Annotated in this window: 17 protein-coding genes and 1 pseudogene; 10 read left to right on the top strand and 8 right to left on the bottom strand. The window is 57.1% G+C overall.

What is annotated here, in order from left to right:
- The first annotated feature begins 763 nt into the window (after positions 1-763).
- The 4 genes from HGP16_RS06345 (at position 764) to HGP16_RS06360 (ending at position 9,307) form a co-directional block, all read left to right on the top strand.
- On the top strand, positions 764-4,567 hold the full coding sequence (locus HGP16_RS06345; RefSeq protein WP_168839136.1) for a vitamin B12-dependent ribonucleotide reductase: 3,804 nt from the start codon (positions 764-766) through the stop codon (positions 4,565-4,567).
- Positions 4,568-4,924: 357 nt separating this feature from the next.
- Complete coding sequence (locus HGP16_RS06350; protein ID WP_168839137.1) at positions 4,925-6,718, top strand: ATP-dependent endonuclease; 1,794 nt, start codon at positions 4,925-4,927, stop codon at positions 6,716-6,718.
- Positions 6,711-8,507 (top strand): ATP-dependent helicase, encoded by a 1,797-nt coding sequence (locus tag HGP16_RS06355; RefSeq protein ID WP_168839138.1) that lies wholly within the window; start codon positions 6,711-6,713, stop codon positions 8,505-8,507. The genes HGP16_RS06350 and HGP16_RS06355 overlap by 8 nt, the downstream gene beginning before the upstream one ends.
- A gap of 158 nt (positions 8,508-8,665) precedes the next feature.
- The gene (locus HGP16_RS06360; RefSeq protein ID WP_168839139.1) at positions 8,666-9,307 is read left to right on the top strand and encodes a sce7726 family protein; all 642 of its coding nucleotides are present in this window, start codon (positions 8,666-8,668) and stop codon (positions 9,305-9,307) included.
- Here HGP16_RS06360 and HGP16_RS06365 read toward each other — a convergent pair.
- The 4 genes from HGP16_RS06365 to HGP16_RS06380 all read right to left on the bottom strand — a co-directional run bounded on the left by HGP16_RS06365 (position 9,267) and on the right by HGP16_RS06380 (position 12,579).
- Entirely contained in the window at positions 9,267-10,424 is a 1,158-nt protein-coding gene (locus tag HGP16_RS06365; protein ID WP_168839140.1) for a beta family protein, read from the bottom strand. The two genes, HGP16_RS06360 and HGP16_RS06365, sit on opposite strands and share 41 nt — an antisense overlap.
- A 421-nt stretch (positions 10,425-10,845) precedes the next feature.
- A complete protein-coding gene (locus HGP16_RS06370) occupies positions 10,846-11,631 on the bottom strand; it encodes an ImmA/IrrE family metallo-endopeptidase (protein ID WP_168839141.1) in 786 nt (261 codons plus the stop codon).
- The gene (locus HGP16_RS06375) at positions 11,618-11,992 is read right to left on the bottom strand and encodes a hypothetical protein (protein WP_168839142.1); all 375 of its coding nucleotides are present in this window, start codon (positions 11,990-11,992) and stop codon (positions 11,618-11,620) included. Before HGP16_RS06375 ends, HGP16_RS06370 begins: the two co-directional genes overlap by 14 nt.
- Entirely contained in the window at positions 11,992-12,579 is a 588-nt protein-coding gene (locus HGP16_RS06380) for a transposase (protein WP_168839143.1), read from the bottom strand. Before HGP16_RS06380 ends, HGP16_RS06375 begins: the two co-directional genes overlap by 1 nt.
- 175 nt (positions 12,580-12,754) lie before the next feature.
- Here HGP16_RS06380 and HGP16_RS06385 point away from each other — a divergent pair, with 175 nt between their 5' ends.
- From HGP16_RS06385 to HGP16_RS34530, 3 genes are all read left to right on the top strand, one after another.
- Positions 12,755-13,858, top strand: a complete 1,104-nt coding sequence (locus HGP16_RS06385; RefSeq protein WP_168839144.1) for a multiubiquitin domain-containing protein — start codon at positions 12,755-12,757, stop codon at positions 13,856-13,858.
- Complete coding sequence (locus HGP16_RS06390) at positions 13,855-15,252, top strand: ThiF family adenylyltransferase (protein ID WP_168839145.1); 1,398 nt, start codon at positions 13,855-13,857, stop codon at positions 15,250-15,252. The genes HGP16_RS06385 and HGP16_RS06390 overlap by 4 nt, the downstream gene beginning before the upstream one ends.
- 146 nt (positions 15,253-15,398) lie before the next feature.
- Positions 15,399-15,581, top strand: coding sequence for a DUF6527 family protein (locus tag HGP16_RS34530; RefSeq protein ID WP_246703245.1), 183 nt, complete (start codon positions 15,399-15,401; stop codon positions 15,579-15,581).
- Between the two features lie 26 nt (positions 15,582-15,607).
- Here HGP16_RS34530 and HGP16_RS06395 read toward each other — a convergent pair whose 3' ends face one another.
- From HGP16_RS06395 to HGP16_RS06405, 3 genes are all read right to left on the bottom strand, one after another.
- Positions 15,608-16,651 (bottom strand): NAD(P)-dependent oxidoreductase, encoded by a 1,044-nt coding sequence (locus HGP16_RS06395; protein WP_168839146.1) that lies wholly within the window; start codon positions 16,649-16,651, stop codon positions 15,608-15,610.
- 187 nt (positions 16,652-16,838) lie between these two features.
- A complete protein-coding gene (locus HGP16_RS06400; protein WP_168839147.1) occupies positions 16,839-17,432 on the bottom strand; it encodes a hypothetical protein in 594 nt (197 codons plus the stop codon).
- A gap of 588 nt (positions 17,433-18,020) precedes the next feature.
- Positions 18,021-18,191, bottom strand: coding sequence for a hypothetical protein (locus HGP16_RS06405; RefSeq protein WP_168839148.1), 171 nt, complete (start codon positions 18,189-18,191; stop codon positions 18,021-18,023).
- Between the two features lie 97 nt (positions 18,192-18,288).
- On the opposite strand from HGP16_RS06405, the gene HGP16_RS06410 reads away from it, so the two are divergent.
- Complete coding sequence (locus HGP16_RS06410; RefSeq protein ID WP_168839149.1) at positions 18,289-19,893, top strand: anti-phage dCTP deaminase; 1,605 nt, start codon at positions 18,289-18,291, stop codon at positions 19,891-19,893.
- A 210-nt stretch (positions 19,894-20,103) separates the two neighbouring features.
- Here the strand turns inward: HGP16_RS06410 and HGP16_RS06415 are convergent, their stop codons facing one another.
- Positions 20,104-20,553 carry a restriction endonuclease gene (locus HGP16_RS06415; RefSeq protein WP_168839150.1) on the bottom strand — a complete coding sequence of 150 codons (450 nt, stop codon included), beginning with the start codon at positions 20,551-20,553 and terminating at the stop codon, positions 20,104-20,106.
- Between the two features lie 502 nt (positions 20,554-21,055).
- Here HGP16_RS06415 and HGP16_RS06420 point away from each other — a divergent pair.
- Complete coding sequence (locus HGP16_RS06420; protein ID WP_168839151.1) at positions 21,056-21,598, top strand: hypothetical protein; 543 nt, start codon at positions 21,056-21,058, stop codon at positions 21,596-21,598.
- Between the two features lie 329 nt (positions 21,599-21,927).
- Positions 21,928-22,089: pseudogene (locus tag HGP16_RS06425) on the top strand (nucleotidyltransferase); the annotation flags it as partial.
- Between the last annotated feature and the right edge of the window lie 121 nt (positions 22,090-22,210).

Here is a 22,210-nt window from a genome sequence, read left to right on the forward strand (position 1 = left end):
TGTTCGCTTTGCGAATCACCTGTTGATTCTGCTGCGCGTCAAAATGGAACCGGAAGACGGTAATAGAGGTGGGCGCTGCGGCGCCCACTAGATTTAGTAGGCGTTACAATAGCGAGAATGCGTGGGATTCAAGGGTTTCCGCGCGAATCATGATGCGCTACGGCATGATTTCGCTGCCTTGCCAATGGCATCACGGTCACGGTCACAATTTTGTCGTTTTTGACTCCGGCAGTGATGAGCCTTGCGCCTTCTTCGGTCGCACAAAGGGCGAGCATCTCCCACCAAGCTCTTGAATCTTCTACTCTACTGGCGTTTCCCCAATTTCCACAGGTGAGCCCACAAGATATTGTGGTTAACAATCCATCGCAAACCACCCCTTGACGGAATCGGGTCTTTCAAAGTTAATGGACGACGTTGCGGCGGCGACTGGACCAGGCGGGTTAACGAGGGCTGGTTCTCAATTCGAAATCGGATCTGGATTCAAGGCGATTCACCTTTGCCGGTGACCGCTGCGGGGGTTTTTGTGTCGATCTCGATGCCGTCGAAAAAATATGTGCGGGGACTGGCGGCAATAAGCTGTTAATACTATATTTAGTGTTTGCAGCCACCATCACCACAAGATACAGGAAAGTCATCTCCGGACGACACCTCCTGTCAGAAAGCGGATTGAAAGCTGGCTGCGCGTTGAAATCGCGATGCCGGAATGAAAATTTTTGCGCCCTGCCTTGATGCGGGCGCGCACCAACGAATGAGGATTGGGACCATGCGCATCGAACGCCGTTTTACGAAGGCCGGCCAGTCACCCTATGCGGATATCGAATTCCGCAAGGCGACCAGCGAGATCAAGAATCCCGACGGCTCGATCGTCTTCCGCCTCGAAAACATCGACGTTCCCGCGCAGTTCTCGCAGGTCGCCGCCGACATCCTTGCGCAGAAGTATTTCCGCAAGGCCGGCGTGCCCGCCAAGCTCAGACGCGTCGAGGAAAACGACGTTCCTTCCTTCCTGTGGCGTTCGGTTCCCGACGATGCGGCCATGAAGGACCTGCCGAAAGAGCAGCATAGCGGCTCCGAAACCGACGCGCGCCAGGTCTTCGACCGCCTTGCCGGCACCTGGACCTACTGGGGCTGGAAGGGCGGCTATTTCTCCTCCGAGGAAGATGCCTCCGCCTTCTGCGATGAGCTTGCCTACATGCTCGCTACCCAGCGCGTCGCACCGAATTCGCCGCAGTGGTTCAACACCGGCATGCACTGGGCCTACGGCATCGATGGCCCCGGCCAGGGCCATTTCTATGTCGATCCCTTTACCGGCAAGCTCACGAAGTCCAAGTCGGCCTATGAGCATCCGCAGCCGCATGCCTGCTTCATCCAGTCGGTCGAGGACGATCTCGTCAACGAAGGCGGCATCATGGACCTGTGGGTTCGCGAAGCCCGCCTCTTTAAATACGGCTCTGGTACCGGTTCGAACTTCTCGATGCTGCGCGGCGAGGGCGAAAAGCTCTCCGGTGGCGGCCGCTCCTCCGGCCTCATGAGCTTCCTGAAGATCGGTGACCGCGCCGCCGGCGCCATCAAGTCGGGCGGCACGACGCGCCGCGCCGCCAAGATGGTCGTCGTCGACATCGACCATCCGGATATCGAGGAATACATCAACTGGAAGGTCAAGGAAGAGCAGAAGGTTGCCGCTCTCGTTACCGGCTCGAAGATCGTCGCCAAGCACCTGAAGGCGATCATGAAGGCCACGGTCAACTGCGAAGGCGACAATGACGATTGCTTCGACCCGGCCAAGAACCCTGCCCTGAAGCGCGAGATCCGCGCCGCCAAGAAGGACCAGGTTCCGGAAAACTACGTCCAGCGCGTCATCCAGTTCGCCCGCCAGGGCTACAAGGATCTCGAATTCAAGACCTACGACACGGATTGGGATTCGGAAGCCTATCTGACCGTATCGGGCCAGAACTCCAACAATTCCGTCTCCATCAAGGACGACTTCCTGCGCGCTGTCGAGAATGACGGCGAGTGGCACCTGACCGCCCGCAAGGACGGCAAGATCATCAAGACGCTGAAGGCGCGCGACCTGTGGGAATCCATTTCCTACGCCGCCTGGGCATCGGCCGATCCGGGCCTGCATTTCAACACGACGATGAACGACTGGCACACCAGCCCGGCGGCCGGCCCGATCCGCGCCTCCAACCCGTGCTCGGAATACATGTTCCTCGACGACACGGCCTGCAACCTCGCCTCGCTGAACCTGATGACCTTCAAGGATGCGGCGACGAAGCGCATCAACATCGCCGATTACGAGCACGCCGTCCGCCTCTGGACCGTCGTTCTCGAAGTCTCCGTGATGATGGCGCAGTTCCCCTCGCGCCGCATCGCCGAACTCTCCTACGAATACCGCACGCTCGGCCTCGGCTACGCCAATATCGGCGGCCTGCTGATGTCGTCGGGCATTCCTTATGACAGCGACGAAGCCCGCGCCATCGCCGGCTCGCTGACCGCGATCATGACCGGCATCGCCTACGCGACCTCGGCTGAAATGGCGTCCAAACTCGGGACCTTCCCGATGTTCCAGCCGAACCGCGAGAACATGCTGCGCGTCATTCGCAACCATCGCCGCGCCGCCTATGGCGAGACCTCGGGCTATGAGAACCTGTCGGTCAATCCCGTAGCGCTCATCCATGGCGACAATCCGGATCAGGACCTTGTTGCCCATGCCAAAGCCGCCTGGGATAAGGCGCTGGAACTCGGCGAGAAGCACGGCTACCGCAACGCACAGGCAACCGTAATCGCGCCGACCGGCACGATCGGCCTCGTCATGGATTGCGACACGACCGGCATCGAACCGGACTTTGCCCTGGTGAAGTTCAAGAAGCTTGCCGGCGGCGGCTACTTCAAGATCATCAACCGCGCCGTTCCGGAAGCGCTGCGCACGCTCGGCTACTCCGAAAGCCAGATCGCCGAGATCGAAGCCTATGCCGTCGGCCATGGCAACCTGAACCAGGCGCCGGCCATCAACCCGTCGTCGCTAAAGGCCAAGGGCTTTACCGCCGAGAAGATCGATGCCGTCAACGCAGCCCTGAAGAGCGCCTTCGACATCAAGTTCGTCTTCAACCAGTGGACGCTCGGCGCCGACTTCCTGAAGGGCGCGCTGAAGGTATCCGACGAGCAGATGGCCGATATGAGCTTCAACCTGCTCGACCATCTCGGCTTCTCCAAGAAGGACATCGAGGCCGCCAACATCCATGTCTGCGGTGCGATGACGCTGGAAGGCGCGCCGTTCCTCAAACAAGAGCACCTCGCCGTCTTCGATTGCGCCAACCCCTGCGGCAAGATCGGCAAGCGCTACCTGTCGGTCGAAAGCCACATCCGCATGATGGCGGCTGCCCAGCCCTTCATCTCGGGCGCGATCTCCAAGACCATCAACATGGCGAACGAAGCGACCGTCGAGGATTGCAAGAACGCCTACATGCTGTCCTGGAAGCTCGGCCTCAAGGCCAACGCGCTCTATCGCGACGGCTCCAAGCTCAGCCAGCCGCTCAATTCCTCGCTGATCGAGGACGACAGCGACGAGGCTGCGCTTGAGGAATTCCTGCAGGCGCCGGCAGCCGCACAGGCCGTGACCATCACGGAAAAGATCGTCGAGCGCGTGATCGAAAAGATCGTGCGCACGCAGGAAAAGCTCCCGGGTCGCCGCAAGGGCTATACCCAGAAGGCCAAGATCGGCGGACATACGATCTTCCTGCGCACCGGCGAATATGACGATGGCCGCCTCGGCGAAATCTTCCTTGACATGAACAAGGAAGGTTCGGCTCTCCGTGCCTTCATCAACAACTTCGCGATCTCCGTCTCGCTCGGCCTGCAGTATGGTGTGCCGCTCGAGGAATATGTCGACGCCTTCACCTTCACGAAGTTCGAGCCGGCGGGCATCGTCACCGGCAACGACGCGATTAAGAACGCCACGTCGATCCTCGACTACGTGTTCCGTGAGCTGGCGATCTCCTATCTCGGCCGGCACGATCTTGCCCATGTCGACACTTCGGACTTCAACAACACGGCGCTCGGCCGCGGTGTTTCCGAAGGCAAGGCCGATGTCGTCTCCAAGGGCCTGACCCGCGGCTACAAGCCGACGCTGGTTCCGACATCGGGTGACCGTTCGGCAGACGCCAAGGGTTCGGCAACGGCCGCCCCGGCGCGCGCAGCCTCGCTTTCGACCGTTACCGCCTTCGCCGGCAATACGGTGCGCAAGCTGGAGCCGACAAGTGCGGTCGCGACCTCCGAAGTGGTCGCCTTCAAGCGCGACTATGAGGAGCGCGCAAAGGAATTGGCCGAAGAGATCGCAGAGGAACTAGCGAGCGAAACCACTGAAACCACCGGCCTCTTCACCGACAAGGCGGCAAACGACGCAGCAACGGCGAAGACGGAAGCCAAGAAGCTGGAATCCGAACGCCGCGCCCGCTCCATCATGCAGGGCTATACCGGCAACATGTGCACGGAGTGCCAGAACTTCACGATGGTCCGGAATGGGACCTGCGAGAAGTGCGACACGTGTGGAGCAACGAGCGGCTGCAGCTGAGTGTTCAATCGATCCGCTTTGCTTCGGCTTGTAACAAAAGTCATTGTGCCCAGGTTTCCGTACATTCTGTACCGATAGAAATGTCAGAGAGCGGTCGAAAGGCCGCTCTTGTTCGTTAGAGCCTATGTGAGAAACCCAAGCTGGTCCTGGCCAAATACCGCAGAAACTGGCTATCCCATAACCAACACCCTTGGAGCTGCTAGCAATCGTTCAAGGCTTTCGCAGTATTCTCAGCTCAAGCAGGGGGACGTCGTGAACAGCCACGAAACAGCGAACGAAGCGGCTCCGGCGTTCTTTTCAAAAGGCAACCGCTCCGAGAATCGCATATCTGTTTGAATGACTAGGGCGGGAACTCTCATGTATCTTTCACGGATTGCGATCGAGAACTTCAGGAACTTTAGAAATCTTGACGTGGCACTTGCCGGCAGCGTCGTGATCGTCGGAGAAAACCGTGTTGGAAAGTCGAACCTTGTTTATGGTCTCCGCCTGATTTTCGATCCATCACTACCGGACAGCGCGAGGGATCTTCAGCTCGGTGACTTCTGGGATGGCATCGAAGAATACGAGCGGGAGACGCGGGTTAAGATTTCCGTCGAGATCAAGGATTTCGAAGACGATCCCGATGTGCTCGCCGTTCTCACGGACTTTCGTATCCCAGGCGACCCTCAGACGGCTTCACTGACCTATGAATTCAAGGCGCGACCCGGCTTGTTAAGGGCACCGGCGAGTGAGAAGGATTTCGAGTTCGTTTGTTATGGCGGTCGAGATCTAACAAGGAGGTTCGGCTACGATGTACGGAGCCGAATTACAATGGATGTGCTGCCAGCCCTTCGCGATGCCGAGGGAGACCTCGCGGTCTGGCGGCGCTCACCACTTCGACCACTTATAGATTCTGCGTTCGCCACCATCGACCGGGATGGGTTGCAAGGCGTTGCCGATCAGATAGCTGCGGCTACGGGACAGCTCATGGATTTCCAAGCGGTGTCTGATCTTGAGGATGACATCGCCCAGTCATTTCGCACGATGAGTGGAGCTCGCCAGGACGTCAACCCCACTTTAGGGTTCTCAGCAACGGACGCCTCGAAGCTCCATCGGCAAATAAAATTGCTGATTGATTCCGGGCAGCGCGGTATCGCCGAAGCGAGCCTCGGCTCAGCAAATCTGATCTTTCTCACATTGAAGACAATGGAACTACATAATCTCATCGCGGGCGACAAGCGGGATCATTCACTGCTTGCCATTGAGGAACCCGAAGCGCACCTTCACCCGCATCTTCAGAGACTCGTCTACCGGAGCCTTTTCCAAGATGCCAGCGAACCCGAGGATGATGGTTTAGATCCCCCCTTGTCAGTGATAATGACGACGCACTCGCCTCACATCGCCAGCGTTGCACCAGTCCGTTCGCTTGTTCTTCTTCGTGAAGAAGAAGGCGAGACCGTCGGATGCTCTACGGCGTCTCTCGACTTGAGCGTGAGCGAGGCTGATGACCTCGCTCGGTACCTAGACATCACACGCGCCGAAATGCTGTTCGCAAGAGGTATTATTCTTGTAGAGGGCGACGCTGAACGCTTTATGGTCCCGAGATTTGCGGAAGAACTTAATATCGACCTCGATGGACTGGGCATCACGGTCTGTTCCGTCGCCGGAACAAACTTCACCCCATATGCCAAGTTTCTCGAGTCTCTGAAGATTCCGTTCTCGATAATCACGGACTTCGATCCGGATGCCGACAGGGGGCAAAAGCGAACGGTCGCGCTCGCGCGGCTGTTGGATGGCATACGAACCGAAAAATACGATGATGACTACTTCGACGAACTTCTCGGCACGGATGAATGGGAGCGCTTCGATCAGAGCATCGGGGAGTTCGGTGTATTCACCAACGCCGATACACTCGAGGTAGACCTCTTCAAAGGCGGATTCAGTGCCGCGATAATAACAGGTCTCCGGGAGGGCGACTTCGGGAAGGTACGCAGGGATAGGATCGACACCTGGGAAGACGATCCGAGATCGATGGACCGTGAGCACCTGCTGTCCATGATAGAGGACATCGGCAAGGGGCGATTCGCACAACGACTGGCTACTCGCGTCGGCGGGATCGACGTGCCCGGATACATCAAGCGTGCAATCGAACACCTGACCGACCGTGTCTGACTCCTCTCTCTATCTGACCGCATCGGAGGAATTGAGACCAAACCCGGATCAGTGGCAGGCATACCAGTCAGTAGGCCATTGTGTCATCCTCGCAGGCCCCGGAAGCGGCAAGACGAAGACCATGACGATCAAGCTGGCCCGCATCCTCGGCGAGGATGTTAAGGCACCCCGCGGCGTGGCCTGTATCACCTACAACAACGAATGTGCTCGAGAGCTAGAAGATCGTCTTTCTGCCCTTGGGATCGAACCAGGAAAGCGTGTCTTCATCGGCACCGTGCATTCCTTCTCGCTGACGCAGATTCTAATCCCCTATGCAAACTCCTTAGGCATCGGCCTCCCAGACCAGTTCCAAGTGGCCGACATTCAGCAGAAGAGGCATGCACTTGCTCGAGCGCACAGAGAGGTGATCGGCGGACCCGGAAATCCGGAAGATTTTCGCTTTGGCATGGATTTACACCGTCGCACGCATCTGGACCGCACGCATCCCTCGTGGGTCAATTTCAACCCGCAGCGTGCCGCCCTCGCCTCGGCCTACGAGACATCGTTGCGGGAGGCAGGTCTCATAGATTTCGACGACATGCCGTTGTTGGCACTGAGGGCCCTGGTCAGAAATCCATGGCTTCGTCGCGCACTTCTCGCTAAGTATCCGGTTCTCGCCATCGACGAATACCAAGACCTCGGCACGGCTCTCCACCAGATGGTGCTGGAGTTATGCTTTCGAACGGGCATACGGCTTCTTGCAGTAGGCGACCCAGACCAGTCGATCTATGGCTTCACAGGCGCCAGACCGGAGTTGCTGCAGCGGCTTTCCGAGCGCGACGAAGTCGAGACTGTCACGTTGGGCCTCAATTACCGTAGCGGCCACAGAATCGTAGCCATTTCGGAGTATGCTCTCGGAGAAGCTCGCGGCTACCAAGCTGCGGAAGGAGCGTCGGAAGGCACTGTCTACTTCCATCCGATTACCGGGAATTATGAGGAACAAGCTGCATGGCTGTTCTCAACGCTGCTTCCCGATATCGAAGCCCGAAATCCTGGCATTCCTCGGGGCGACATTGCGATTCTCTATGCTGCGGCATTCATTGGCGACGCGGTAGCCGCGGCAGCAGCAGAGCACGGGCGGTCCTTTGTCCGCACTGATACGAATGCGCTTTATCCAAGATCCAGCAGGATCATGCGCTGGATCGAAAATTGCGCGCGCTGGTGCTGCGGCGGATGGCAGACCGGCGAACCTCGATGGGCAAGGATCGCGTCAGCAGGGATGCGCATGTTCTCGGAGACCCTCACCTCGGATGCTGATCGCTCGCAGTTCAAGCGTGCTCTGTTGGAATTTATGTGGGCTCGGCGAGATAGCTCGCTTTCCTTTACGGTATGGCTCCGGGAACTTGATGCTCAAATTCTTCAGACGCTTGCGATCGGCTGCAGGGCAATGTCCGACGAAATTGCCATCATGAGAACGCTCACGTCACGCTTGGAAAGTGACACGGATCTTGCGGACGTAACCCTAGGACAATTCTTCGGGGTCGGCCAAGCGAACGATCGGATCAATCTAAGCACCCTCCATAGCGCTAAAGGGAGGGAGTTTGATGTCGTCATCATGTTCGGGATCGATGAGGGTCGGATTCCCAGACCGAATCCTACACCGAACGACGTGATAGAACAGCGGCGCCTGTTCTACGTCGGCTTCACCCGCGCCCGATCCGAAGTCCATCTGGCTTGGTCTGCCCCAAGACCTTCGCGTTTCATAACCGAAGTGGAAGACCGCATCAGTGCCGAACCAAACCTTTCCTAAAATGCGAAGCCGACGCAATGGCGGCCTCCAGCAAACCTGACGTTAACACGAACACGTCTATCGTCTTTGAAAGTGACTTGTTCGCCGCCGACGATGACGATAGTAGCCACGCTGCGTGATCGCAGTGCCCTAAGAAGTTCGACACGCCCAGAAGGCCCATGACCCTGACCAACGACCCCATAATCCGAAAGGTGATCCGGCAGCGGCTTGCGACCACGCATGACGGCCAGGATGCCGTGATCGTGGACGAGCTACGCGTTGGCCGGGGTTCCGCACGCATCGATGTCGCCGTCGTGAACGGCCTCATCGATGGTTTCGAAATCAAGAGTGACAAGGACACACTTGAGCGCCTCGAAAGACAGGCAATGCTCTATGGCGAAATCGCTGACCGCATGACACTTGTCGTCGGTGAGCGGCATCTCGACGAGGCCGTGCAATTGATACCAGACTGGTGGTCGGTAATCCTGGCGCGGCCGCATGGAGAAAGCTGCAGGCTGAGGAGTCTCCGCAAGGGGCACCGAAACCGGTCGCTCAGTGCGTGGGCGCTGGTGAACATGCTCGAACGTCAAGAGCTAATGACACTGCTCTCCATCCATTCCCTTCAGAAAGGTGCGAGCCGTAAGATCTTTTCGGAACTCGCAGATACCGCTACATCCGGCATCAAGGCCAAAGATATCGCATCCTTCGTGAAACACGTGCTGAAGGTACGTGCAACGTTCGAGGTTCTCCACGGGTGGTCCGCTTTCGCGCGAGCGGCAATCATCTGCGGGCCATCCTCGCAAGGTGCTGGTTTGCTCTAACCGAAAGCCAGGGACCGGGTACGGTGAAGGTGGTTCCGTCGACCTTTAGCTTCCCTTCCCTAACCGCTTCAATCACGGTCGTTCCCCAACAACGCTCGCGGCCCTGCCACGCAGGTTCGCCGATCAGAGCTGTCGCTGCTCGCACGAACCCTTGTGGATCGTCTTTCACCATGTCGAGTTTGATGCGCCAGCTCTCCGCTTCGACCAGGTCGACGTGAGGATACCAGCCATTGCTTCCGGAGCCTTTCGGTCTTTTCGCCACGGACATATAGTCTCCGTAGCTGATCTTCCAGTGCCTTATAACGGACCGATAGAGCTCCACCTCGCCCATCGCGATCACCTCCGGATAGTCTTTCAATGAATCCTTTGGGAAACTATTCGAGAGCAGCACCACCTCGATTCGGTTGAATAGATCCCCCATTGCTGCCTTTGTTCGGGAAAGGAAGTCCTTCACCGCCTCTGCGTTCGCAGGAACCTTGTTGCGGATGTAGCCAGCATCAACCAGGAGGAATGACTTGCCGTCAGGCCAGGACTCGATGAGTGGCAGTGATCGAAGGAAGTTTGAAGTGTCAGCGGGCTCCTTGAGCCTCACACGGACCGCACAGCCGCAGCCGAGGTCCCTGGCAAGTGCGATCTGTTCGGCGACAACCTCGGGACTTGGCAGTCGAACCGTGGGAATAAGGGATGGGAAGCCAGCGATGATGCCTATCCAGGATGTCGGCCCCTTCACGGGGTCGCCCAGCATCTCAAGATGCGTGTTGAAGGCTTCCTTGCCGTCTCTGTCGCGCTGATCGCTGGCAAGCTGCCTCTCGCTGCGACCCTTGATCGGCTTCCCGCCAGTTTGCACCCTGGCTGCGCTTCGACGCTGGCGATCCCGTTCTGCCTCGGCGGCCGAAGTCACCTCCACTGGTGTGGGGTCGAAGTCGACGATCGCAGGACGCCCATCGAGAGCGGACAGAAGGAAACCCGCAGCCTCCTGAAAACTCTCGGCCTTGCCGTATCGCGTCAGCGTGACGACGGGGATGCATCCGTCCTTCACGCCTTCGTCACTCTTCTCATAGGCCAGAAACTCGAAGGCTTTGGTACTCAGACAAGGGAAATATATTCCGTCGACCATCAAGGACTCCATTTGTGCACGGCGTGTCGCATAAACGAATCGCTTTTCAACTTTGACACGAAACAAAGCGCAGCGCATGCAGCCTGTCTTCAATTCACAGATCCGAACAGCGTGAACTGCCTGTCATAGCATCCGCGACGGCTGATCACGTGGTCCGAGCGAAGATGTGTCCATCAAGGATCCAAAGCACATCAACGAGATGTTCATAGCACCACTATTGGGGAGAAAGGCGCGTGTCGGCTTCTACCTTTTCCCTGAGGAGCTGCGTGGCAAGCATCATAAGGCGATGGAGATACTTGCCCGAATCGAACTGGCTGAGGATGAAGTAAATTCGATCGCTCTATTTGGAAGACCGACCGAGAACTGGTGCGCTCCGTACGAGAGCGTTCTCTTGGCAAGCAGACGTCCGGACCCAATAGCCTCAACCAACCATATTTGGGTCGAGGTTCAAGATCGTTACGACGCCCTCTCCAGGAATTCGGAACGACTGTTCCGTAATTTCATACCTGGCAGCAGAAGCCTTGTCGAACCACGCGTCCGCACCGATTTTTCGGGGGAAGCGTTGCTCTTCCTGGTTCTGATTATGGAGCAATTCGAACGCAAAGCTGTCCGCATCCAATTCCTCTTTCGGGAACCACCAGGTTGGCATTTTAGGAGCGGATCTATGCCATTTCCTACCACCAGTACCGTGACGGATCATCATCGATGCCGGATAAGTGTCGCTGTCGATCATCCTAATCAAGGTGGCTGTTAGGCTAGTCTTGAAGATACCCGCCACTTCCTTCAGCGCCTTCAAATCCAGACGAGGATGCTTGCGGCACTCGTTCTTGAACATGGACCACGGCATCAGGAGATCGGCGGCATACTGGTCGGCCGAGCGCTCGACATTATTCGTCTTCGAGAACTTTCCGATGTCGGTTGCGCGGCAGGCAACGGTCTCGCCGCGGTGATGAGCCCAATGGCCGAGTTCATGAGCAATCGAGAAGCGCTCGCGCTGAGGCATGCCACCCGGATTGACCGATATGATGCCCTTATTCCCCAGACCTGTGATCATTGCCTCACAGCACTTGAGACAGCGCCGCTTTACGCGAAGGCCGACATAGTAAGCTATCGCCTCGATATCGATATCGCGAGGTTCTGTAATTCCAAGGGAGCGAAGCAATGCATCTGGAGACAAATTTGTAGGAAGCGGATCAATTCTCTTCATTGTTTCTGTCTTCGTCTTCCAATTCCGCGAGATCTTCAAGAATTGCTTCGAGATCATCGTCCATGGAACCATCACCAAAACGAGCAGCCAAAGTGAGACCTGCGGTTGAATCACCCGCTTTCGCGCGGTCATACCGACGCTTCGCACGCTCCTTATCGAGGTTGCTTACACCATTAGACATATTGCTGGAAAATGCACCGGCGCGAGCGCGCTCTAATCGCGACTTCGCGAGCCTGACTTTTGCACTTTCGATAGCATTGTTGAACATCTGAATGTTTGCCTCATCTTCCGGACCGACAGGGCTATCGTCGGAGAGGATGAAGTCTATGAAGTTGTCCACGGCGTCCTTCTTGTCGCTCATCACGCCAGCCCTTCCTTCGCTCGATAGCCATCGGCGAGCTTGTCAATCTTCCGCTTCAGCCGGGTGCGTAACGCTTCAAGGCGCTTCTCGTCTACTCCCACAGCCTCCTGCAGATCCTTTCCTATCAAACCTTCTTGGATACCCATGAGGAGCAGCAGCATCTCGTCATCATCCGCGAAATGTTCCTCCAGCTTGGATATCGCGTCTTCCATAATTACCTTGCGGGCAAGCCCGCCATCGTCGTCGTTCGCGGCCACCATCTGGAGATCCTCGGAGGTCACGATAGCGAAGCCCTGCTCCAGGCGCACGACCTTTCTTTCATCGGTCACGAATACGCTATCGCTGCGTAGGCTCTTCATCACGCCCGCCACGAACGGGATGAATCCGTGCTCCCGCGGCCAGCGTCGTTTCCCTTCGGCGATTCGAACGTATGCCTCGTTGATCAGGTCATCTGGAGATGGGAAGCCGCTGGTGCCCGCTATGAAGCGGGCGATGCGGGCAAGGTTGCTCCGATCGTTGTCGGAAAGCGCGTCGAACGCCGCAATGGCGTCTTCTGCTCCATAGTGTTCTTCGTCAGGCTGACCCACCAGCTCCTCCGCATTTTCTTATACATATGTCGATCTCCTCCTTGATCTTCAGTCTGCTTGCGCACGGCAACGCAGATTCCGACAAATTTCTTTCGTGTCGGAATCGCCGGTGCCGTCCGCAAAGGAGGTGGACGACCTGTCCTCCCAAAACTTTATCAACTAGGAATCACAAATTATGACTATCGAACATCAGGAAACGGACCGCGGCAAGAACACTACTGTCGAAATCGCCGGTCTCGACCTCAACTTCCACGCTTTTCTACTGGACACCAATACGCCTAGCGGTGGCAAGATCGCGAAGGCCGCTGGCTTCAACGCGGACCAGTACCCCTACGTCCTCCAGTGGCGTGATGACGGTGATCTCGAAGAACTCCGTGCCCAGGAAGAAGCCGACCTCGGCAAGGGCACGAAGTTCATTGTCGCCGAAAGCGACAGCAGCAATCGCATTGCCATCGAAGGTGAAGCACTCGATTGGCCCGCCGACGAGATCTCCGGGGCCGTTGTCCGCAAGCTCGGTCGGATCCCTGCTGACCGCTCTATCTATCTCGAGCGCACTGACGAGCCTGACCGCCTTTTAGAAGATAGCGATATCATCAAGATCAAGAAGGACGGCATCGAACAGTTCCGCAGTCAGAAGCCCGAGGTCTGGGAACTGAACGTGCAGGGCAAGAAGATCATCTCCATCACCCCCGTGATTTCGGTGGTGGACGCACTTACCCGCGCAGGTTTCGATCCGAACGCCTGGATCATCATCCTCAAGGTCCAAGGCCAGCCCAAGCGTCAGCTTTCGGTCGGTGACGAAATCGATTTGCGCGCGCCGGGAATTGAGAAGATCCGCCTGACGGCAAAGGATGTGAGCAACGGTGAGGCGCGCACCGCGCCTCACCGTGACTTCGCGCTTCTGGAAGTTGACGAGTCCTACCTGGGCGGCCTTGGCCTCCAGTGGGAAACCCGCAACAGCGACGGTCATCGCTGGCTGATAGTTCACGATTATCCGGTTCCCGCTGGCTACACGGCGACCACCACGACGCTCGCCCTCATGATCCCGCCTACGTACCCGCAGTCGCAGATCGACATGTTCTACGTCTATCCGCCCCTGCAGCGAGCGACGGGAGCCCCCATCCCTGCGACCGAGGCGGTCCAGAGTATCGGCGGTCTTCCCTTCCAGCGTTGGTCGCGCCACCGTGGCAATGTTGTCCCGTGGAATCCCCAGCGCGACAACGTCGTCACCCACCTCGCTCTGGTAGAGTCCTCTCTCGCTAAGGAGGTTGGCGAATGATGCCCGAACATACCCTTGCGATGGCGGGCGTCACACACTCCATGCTCAAGGCTCATTTGCTCTCTGACGGCAATGAGGCCGCGGCAATCCTCATCTGCGCCCCCTCGCCCGGTCCCCGACAGCGGCTCGTTGTTCGGCAGGCCCTGCTGGTTCCGCACGAAGCCTGTCCGGTTCGCAAGCCGGACGCCATCGTCTGGCCCGGCGGCTACATTGAAGAAGCTATCGATATCGCCGAAGCTGAAGGACTCGTGATCATCCTGCTTCATTCCCATCCGGGTGGCTGGTTGCAGTTCTCGCATATCGACAACGAAAGCGACGCGCGCGTTATCCCCGGTCTGTTCGAAGCTTTCGACAGTTGCCACGGTTCGGCGATCATGACCCCAGAAGGTGCAATTCGTGCTCGCCTCTATTCGCCCGACATGACACCGCAGCCCGTCGATCTCGTGACGATCGCAGGCGACGATATCAGCTACTGGTGGAACGACCGGATCGTCAATGGCCTCCCAGCAGATCGGCCACTTGCCTTCACAGGTGCGATGACCGAGGAACTCTCCTGCCTGTCCGCGGCTGTGATCGGCGTATCAGGAACGGGATCCATTTCCGCGGAACAGGTTGCGCGTCTTGGCTTCGGCTCTGTTACCCTCGTCGACCCGGACAAGATCGAGAAGAAGAACCTCAACCGCATCCTCAATGCGACTTTGGCGGACGCCGAGCAAGCACGTTCGAAGGTCGAAATGTTCTCCGCTGCTATTGCCAAACATCGCGGCGACGGCGTTGCCATCAGCATCACAGACACGCTCGGAACCCGGAAGGCAGTCGAAGCGGTTGGTCAGTGTGACGTCATCTTCTGTTGCGTGGACAGCAAGGAGGGTCGCCAATATGCCGATCTGATCGCATCAGCGTTCCTCATCCCCCTCCTTGATGTCGGTGTCACGATCCCGACATTCCTTGACGACGGCAAGGTTGCCGTTGCTGATGTCAGCGGCCGGATCGACTACGTCCAGCCAGGCGGCTCTACGCTTTCCGACCGCGGCGTGTACACGCAGGAAAGCCTGCGAGCCGAGTATTTGCAGCGAACCGACCCAGCCGCGTTCCAGGACGAGCTCGCCGCAGGATACATTAAGGGTATCCACGAAGAGGCGCCGTCGGTGATCACGCTGAACATGAGGGCCGCTTCTGTCTTGGTGAACGAGTTCATCGCTCGCGCCTACCCCTATCGCCAGGAGCCGAATCGCAACTATGCCCGCATCGCATTCAGCTTCGCAGCTTGTGACGAGGATCACCACACTGAAGACGACTTCGAGCGAACCGAGAATGCGCTGCTTGGTCGGGGAGCTGTCGAGCCGTTGCTCGGGCTGCCGCTGTTCCGTAAGCCGAGAAAGGATGTAGCATGAGGATCGTTCGCTGGTTCCGGCGGCTGTGGGACAAGTGTGGCCCAGCCCGTCGGCTGCAGATTATCGAGGGCGACGCCTTGCCGTCGGACTTGCCGGCACGCGATCTTGTCCTGGTGCGAGATGATGGCGACGACTGGAGCGTCGGCATGCGGTGTCCGTGCGGATGTGGGGACAAGATCGAGCTCCTAATCTTGAAGGAGGCTCTCCCGCGATGGGACATCAGCGTCAACAAGGCTGGATATCCATCGCTCCACCCGTCAGTCTGGCGGAAGTCAGGATGCAAGTCCCACTTCTGGGTTCGAGAAGGTCGAGTTCTTTGGTGCGAGTAGTCAGCCGTCTCAAGCATTCCCTGCGTTTACAGGAAGTGCTCGATCCAGATTTCCGCAACTTCGCCACGGGACTTTTTATCGAGTTCGGCAAGGCTTTCCGCTGCGAGTGGAACCTCACCTTGGATCAACTTTTTTATGGCGTAGAGCTTTTCGCCTTCGATAAGCTGAATGGCGGGACCGATGACGGCGCCGTGGATGAAATTTGCGGCATTGCCGTCAGCGATTAGGAAGAAGTGGCGCCCGCTCTCTCTGTTTTCTTCGTAGCGAATGTAATTCTTCTCAATCTCTATCCGACGATAGCCTCTCGAAAGGCTGCCTAGGTCGAACTCGTCGTCCGCCGAGGTGACGCTAGCCACGACGCATCCCGATTGCAGCATTCCGAATCCCCTTAGGTCCAGCGATTTGTTCCCGGTGGCACAGACGATGAGAGACGCTTGCCCAATTGCCTGGTCAAGCCTTGTATTGGCCTGGAAGCCGCGTGCGGCGGCCTCGGCGAGTTTGATGGGATCGGAATCGTATACAACCGTGTTAATTCCTCTGCTTCGGAGGATGCTCGCGACCGATCGCCCAACGCGGCCGTAGCCGATCACGGCGGCCGTTCGGGTCTGCAGAATTTCGGCCTGGCCGCGGAGAACTGCCTCGATAGAGAATACAATGCTCGAGGCCACCAGGTGGTCCTCTGGCAGTTTTAGCGGGCTTCTCGCGACGGTGATGATAGGTACGGAAATTGGCAGGTGCGCTTCGTACTTCTGGACGCCGTTTTCGGTGCCTTCCATAACACCAAGTATCTTGCCATCGAAGAGTTTGGCGATCTCGTTTATCGACGAGGCGAAGTAGCCGCCGATGTCGACTAGGACGACCGACTTGCGTGAAAGGCCCAGCTTTTTCAGCTCACTTACGACGGCGACAGGATCAGCCGACCATTCACGAGAAAGAGGCGGTGTTGGAAATCTTGCAGCGATCTCGTCGTACTCAGCCCGCTCGACCGATTTCGGCTTCGCCAGCACGGCGCTTACGTTCATCAGCTTGTCAAGTGCTTCGGGAACGAACAGGACTGTGTTAGGAACCATGTGGGCCACTGCTAAACAGTAGACGTTCGGCTCAGCTCCGAGAAGGCTCACAAGGTGCGAGAAGAATGCGGTTGCCCTTCTCGCACCTGCGGATTTTTCATCAGTAGATCGTGTTACGTGTCGACGCCCATTTTCCTGCTCCCTTTTCGTTCTTCTACTACTAGCTAGTGCGGACTTCACACCTTGTCTACGTTTCATAGTGGGTCCATTCAAGCTTGTGCCCGAAATTTCCACTATCCGGGTTAACGATTATCGCCTCAAACTCAAGCCGGCCGTTATCCAAATCTTTCGGATCAACCTTGCGCGAGACAAGTATCTTTTCCGTATCGTGTGTGAATTGACGGAAGTTCACCTCGAGGCCACGCCAATTTGGCACCGTCAGCTTCAACGTGATCTCCCCGCGGACTTGCGACGATGGGCGCACCTGAAGCATCGGTTTAAACGTTCCTCTCAAATCTTTCATCCTATGATGAAAATGCACTGTCGTCTGCTCACCGGGTCTAAGTGTTCTTCCCAGATCGACCACAAGGATTCGCGCGTTTCCCTCCACAATGAGGGGGCCATGAATCCTATGCTGCGGAAAGCCCCAATCGTCAATTTCTGAGACAACTTCGGGAAGTGTCTCGCGTTCGGCGCCCGAACCAGTCCAAAAGTAATCGTGATGGAAGAACCGGCTCGGCACGGTCGCCTCAAGCAGGAAACTGTGTTCGGAGCGAAAGGTCATCGAGGCCCGGTCTATGACCTCGAGGTGATGATCAGCCTTGCAGAAGAGGAAGGACATAAAAGTGCGTATCCGAAAGCAACTGCTCCTGATTACAGGTGATTCGGGAATTACTCAACGGCACTTACGCGTTTAAGTGGTTGCAGACTGTGGCGTTTTCTAAGAAGTCTCCGATGTTCCATCGGAATAAATGTCTTGGGGAGGCTTGGCCCCTTGCGATCCGCATCGGTATCCAATGCAGTCCAAGTCCAGATTGGGCTCCTGCAGCACTGCTATAAATCTGCTCGGATGAAGCCTGGGGTCAGATTCGAGCACTTATGTCAGTCGAACCGATGATTTCTTCAGAGGCGCGTGCAAAAGTGAATTTGACCCTCAGCCAGACCTCGCTCCATGAGGCCGACCGTTTCCTCATGCAGGTGCGCTGGGGCATTTGTAACGAATCTTACCCGCCATTGGGAAACGCTTCTCGCGGATCGGGACCCCGCTGACGCAGCATACAGAACTAAAATAGTCCGCTGCTGGACGTCGACCAACGCGCTATGATCGCTTTCTGAATGTGGCGATCGTTCTTTGGTGCGAAAGTTGAATCTGGCAGGCAAAAATCGCCTGAGACATCGGCCACAGGCCGAAGAATGCAAACGCAGCGGATCAGCGACGCTCTTTGAGTTTCAGATCGGCGTCCCGGATCACGTACGGCCCTCGAAGGGTTTCAGGCCGCTCCAGCACGTTCTTTACAGCGTCCCTCATGATGGCGCGCAGTTCGTCTCCCCGCTCTTGGCTTGTGGACTTGTCTTGCACGGCTAGGTTTAATTTCATCACTACACCCTCCAAGTGATCCGACTCGATAATACCTGTATTAACGAACTAGCGATATGATAATCGCATCACAGTCTTAAAGTTCCCCTAGGAGTCACGAGTGACAACTGCTGCGACCGTGGACAATCCGGAGATCGTCATGGGACTCGTCGGACCGATAGGCGTCGACCTCGACGCGGTCGTTGAGTTCTTGAAGGAAGCACTGGGCAAAGTCCAGTACAAGAGCGAGCTGATCCACATTACACGGGTGATGCGGGATGTCTTGCCGCAGATCGTTGTGGATGAATCGAGCTATATGAACAGGTACGAGTCCTTGATCGGCCACTCGGACGACGTCCGGCGGAAGGTGAACAACAACGCCGCGTTGGCTTGCCTTGCGATCAGCGAAATCCGGCGCATGAGAGCTCGCCGCAACGAAAGCCGCCGTCCCGACGAACCGACTCTTGGCACCGTCTACATCGTCCGACAGCTTAAGCGCGAAGAGGAGATCACGCTTCTTCGAGCGGTCTACGGCCGGAAGTTCGTGCAGGTCTCGATCTATTCGGATCCGGACGAGCGCCGTCGTCAGCTCATGAAGAAGATCAAAGGTTTCGGCACCAAAATCATTGAAGACGATGAAGCCGAAAAGGAAGCGATAGGACTCATCGCGAAAGACAATAACGAGGTCGATGAGGTCTTCGGCCAGCGTGTGTCCGACGTGTTCCCGCTCGGAGACGTGTTCGTCCCAGGCCAGGGTGGCCGCGAAGCAAAGGAAGTCGTTGAAAGATTCGTCAATGCTTTCTTCGGCCACAACGGGCTTTCGCCGACCAAAGCGGAATACGGTATGTACGCCGCGGCCGGCGCCTCGCTTCGATCACTCGATCTCTCGCGTCAGATCGGAGCTGCAATCTTTTCGGATCGCGGCGAAGTGATAACTCTGGGCTGCAACGAAGTGCCGAAGGCGTTCGGTGGAACGTATTGGTGCGACGACGCAGGTACCCGCCATCGCGACTTCGAGGAAGGCGAAGATGGAAATCACAGCCGCAAGCTGAGGCTGCTCCACGACCTCGTCGACCGGATGGGACAGCTCGGCTATCTCTCGGACAAGTTGGAAAAGGAAGGCGCTACCTCGAACCAGGTTAAGAAGATGATGACCGAGCGACTGATCTCGGATTCGCGCGTCATGGACATCATCGAATTCGGCCGCATCATCCACGCGGAGATGTCGGCGATCACCGACGCCGCTCGCAAGGGCAAGGCGCTGGCGGATTCGATCCTCTTCACGACGACCTTCCCATGCCACATGTGCGCAAAGCATATCGTCTCCTCCGGAATCCGGCGGGTCGTGTTCCTTGAGCCATATCCCAAGAGCCACGCAAAGGACCTTCACGAAGATTCGATCACCTTTTCGTTGTCCGAGCAGTATTCGAAAGTGCTCTTCGAGCCGTTTATCGGCATCTCCCCTCGCCGCTACCGCGATATCTTCGAAAAGAAGAAGCGCAAGGGCTCCGACGGAAAGGCCATTCAATGGGCGGAGAAAAAGCCGATCCCTAGGATCGAGGACAAGAGCCCGTCGTATATCGCAAACGAAGAGCCTGCCATCTCGCTCGTCGTTCAGAACATTCTGAACCTGTCGGAGAGCACCGGTTCACAAAACGGTTCCAACGCTGCAGCCCGCGGCTTATCGAAGCGCGCAACCAAGAGCGCTCGAAAGCCCAGAACATAGTAGCCGGCTCTGTGACAGGCACCTGGCAGTGCAGCCGCCATCGCCTATGGAAACCCTATGGGCGGCACACCGATCATGGCATCGTTTCCGGACGCCTCCCTGGACCTGTTTTTGTGCGCCCTATTCAGAGGGGCATCCGCGACTGAGATGGTCGTCGTGGATAAAATCGTGCACGGAGGCCCCAACGAAGAGTGCTTCAATCCCAAAAGATCAGTCAAGGAGATCCTGCAGGCCGCCGGTGACACCTTTACGGGCCACGAACCAGTATTCCCTGGGAGCAATGAAGTCGCCTCTCGATGCGAAATAAAGGACCTTGCCAATCTCGCCGAGAGCGGACGCCTCCCCCAAGGCGGAACTGTACCGCTTGCACTGGTAGAGGTGCCAGTACCTGTCCGGGTCGCCCGGTTTCCCGAACCAAACCACAATGTCCCTTCCCTTATCGCCAGCACCGCCCCTCGGCTGGAGCTCGCTGACGCCCGGTACCTTCTCCGCGAGGTAACCGTCCGCCCACTCGAGAACGAAGCGTTCGAACTCGTCGGGACTGAAAGTGCCAAGCCGATCAAGCGGATCAACGGGAAGTCCGAGCCCCACGCCCAGAAGGCGCGCGTTCGCATTGGGCCATTTCGATGGCTTCTCGATGCCTTTCAGTACGTTGCTCAATTTGGACTCGATAAGGAGATGTTCAACTTGCGGTACCGATATCTCGCGACGCCTTACACCGCAAGCGTGACCTCACCGATTGCTAACGTCGTCCAACGGCCCAGAGCCAACGTGTCGCGAGGACGCGCGACAGAGTGGGGAAGCTTCGGCAGCGTTCGAGACCCCCTGTTTTGAGGGTATTAAGATGCCCGTCAAATTCATGTGGCCATTGCGTCATTTTCAATTGGCCACTGCACATGTTAAGTCATTGATAGATCTAATAGTGCTACGACATAATCGCTGGCTGCCTACACGCTTTGCATGTCTCGCGTCCATTGAAACAATCTCCCGGAGGCGTTTGGATGGATTCTTCCGCCTAAATCGCCTCCCAGACTGAGACAAAAACATCTTTCAGGCGGAACAGTCCGCCTGAATAAAATCATCCAAAAGCTCGGGCGTCTTTCGCCCGAGCTCTTTGATTCGGGGCATGACGAGCGCGTGTATTGCGTAGAAAGGCAAACTGATGGCGATCCTTGGGTTTAATCTCCAGAAGGGAGAGTTGCACTTCTGCCTGCTGGACGGCACCAGGCCGGATCCACGGTACCTCATGCATGGTCGTCATCGGTTCGAGGTCGATCAGCCGAGGCCAGAGATGGCAAACTTCTTCAAACAGACGTTTAACGAACTGATCGAAGCGCAACAACCGCGAGGCCTCGCATACCGTTTGTCGATGGACGGCAAAAAGGCCGATCAAATCGCGTATTTAACCTTCCCCTTCGGGATTCTGTCCCTTGTCGCCTACGAGCGAGGGTTGGCAATTGCACAGTCGACCATTCACACCTTCACAAAGAAGGCTCTGGCGCATTCGGGTGACAAGTTCACGGCTTGCGATGAGCGGATCGAGGATTGTCCTGCAGCGTGGCCGAACGCCGCGAAACTCGCGGCCCTACTCGCGTCGGGCGGGGATGAACTCCTCGCCCTCCAATATGAAATACGACGGCCTGCGATGCTTGGATCGGAAGGATTGCGTTATCGGAGGCATCGGCTTTGCCACGATACCCCGTAGGTGGGGTATCTCGCTGTAGGCCTTTTTTCGCATTTCGAGCGCTTCGCCTACCGATTTTTTGCAGCGTTTTCAGCGTTAGATTTGACGCCTACTTCGATTTTCTGCCCTTTGGTAGACCGCCCCAATCGTTTCAGCCGCTAAAGAGCCACTCACGGCGGTTAAGAGGATCGGGGACAAGTTCACCGCCATGGCGCCCATCGGCGACGATGCCGCGTTCGCGTTTGGTATCGTTTGTGCTTGGCGACGACTGGTGTATGGTCGCTCCCAATGCCCGCCCTCCGTATACGACAGTCACTTGGAAATCCGGTTCGCGGATTGATGCGCCGCCCATGATGAAATTCTCCCTCGATCACATCCCGCCAAAGAAGCAGCGAGAGCTCGAGCGCGCCGTCGAGATCCTGCACGAAGAGTTTGAGGATGCGCTAAAGGATGGGACCGCAGAGTTCAAGAAGCGCGGGCGCATCCTGAAGATCATCCTGTTTGGCTCCTATGGTGCGCCGTGAAGGCGTGGGAGGTTATCATGCAATAAAGGCAACCTCCCAAACTAACTGGTTCTTGACCGGTGACTGGAATGTCACCCCTCTACAGAGAGTAGTAGACGGAAGGGGATCG

It is taken from the genome of Rhizobium sp. P40RR-XXII, from assembly GCF_012641405.1.
Classification (GTDB): Bacteria; Pseudomonadota; Alphaproteobacteria; order Rhizobiales; family Rhizobiaceae; genus Rhizobium.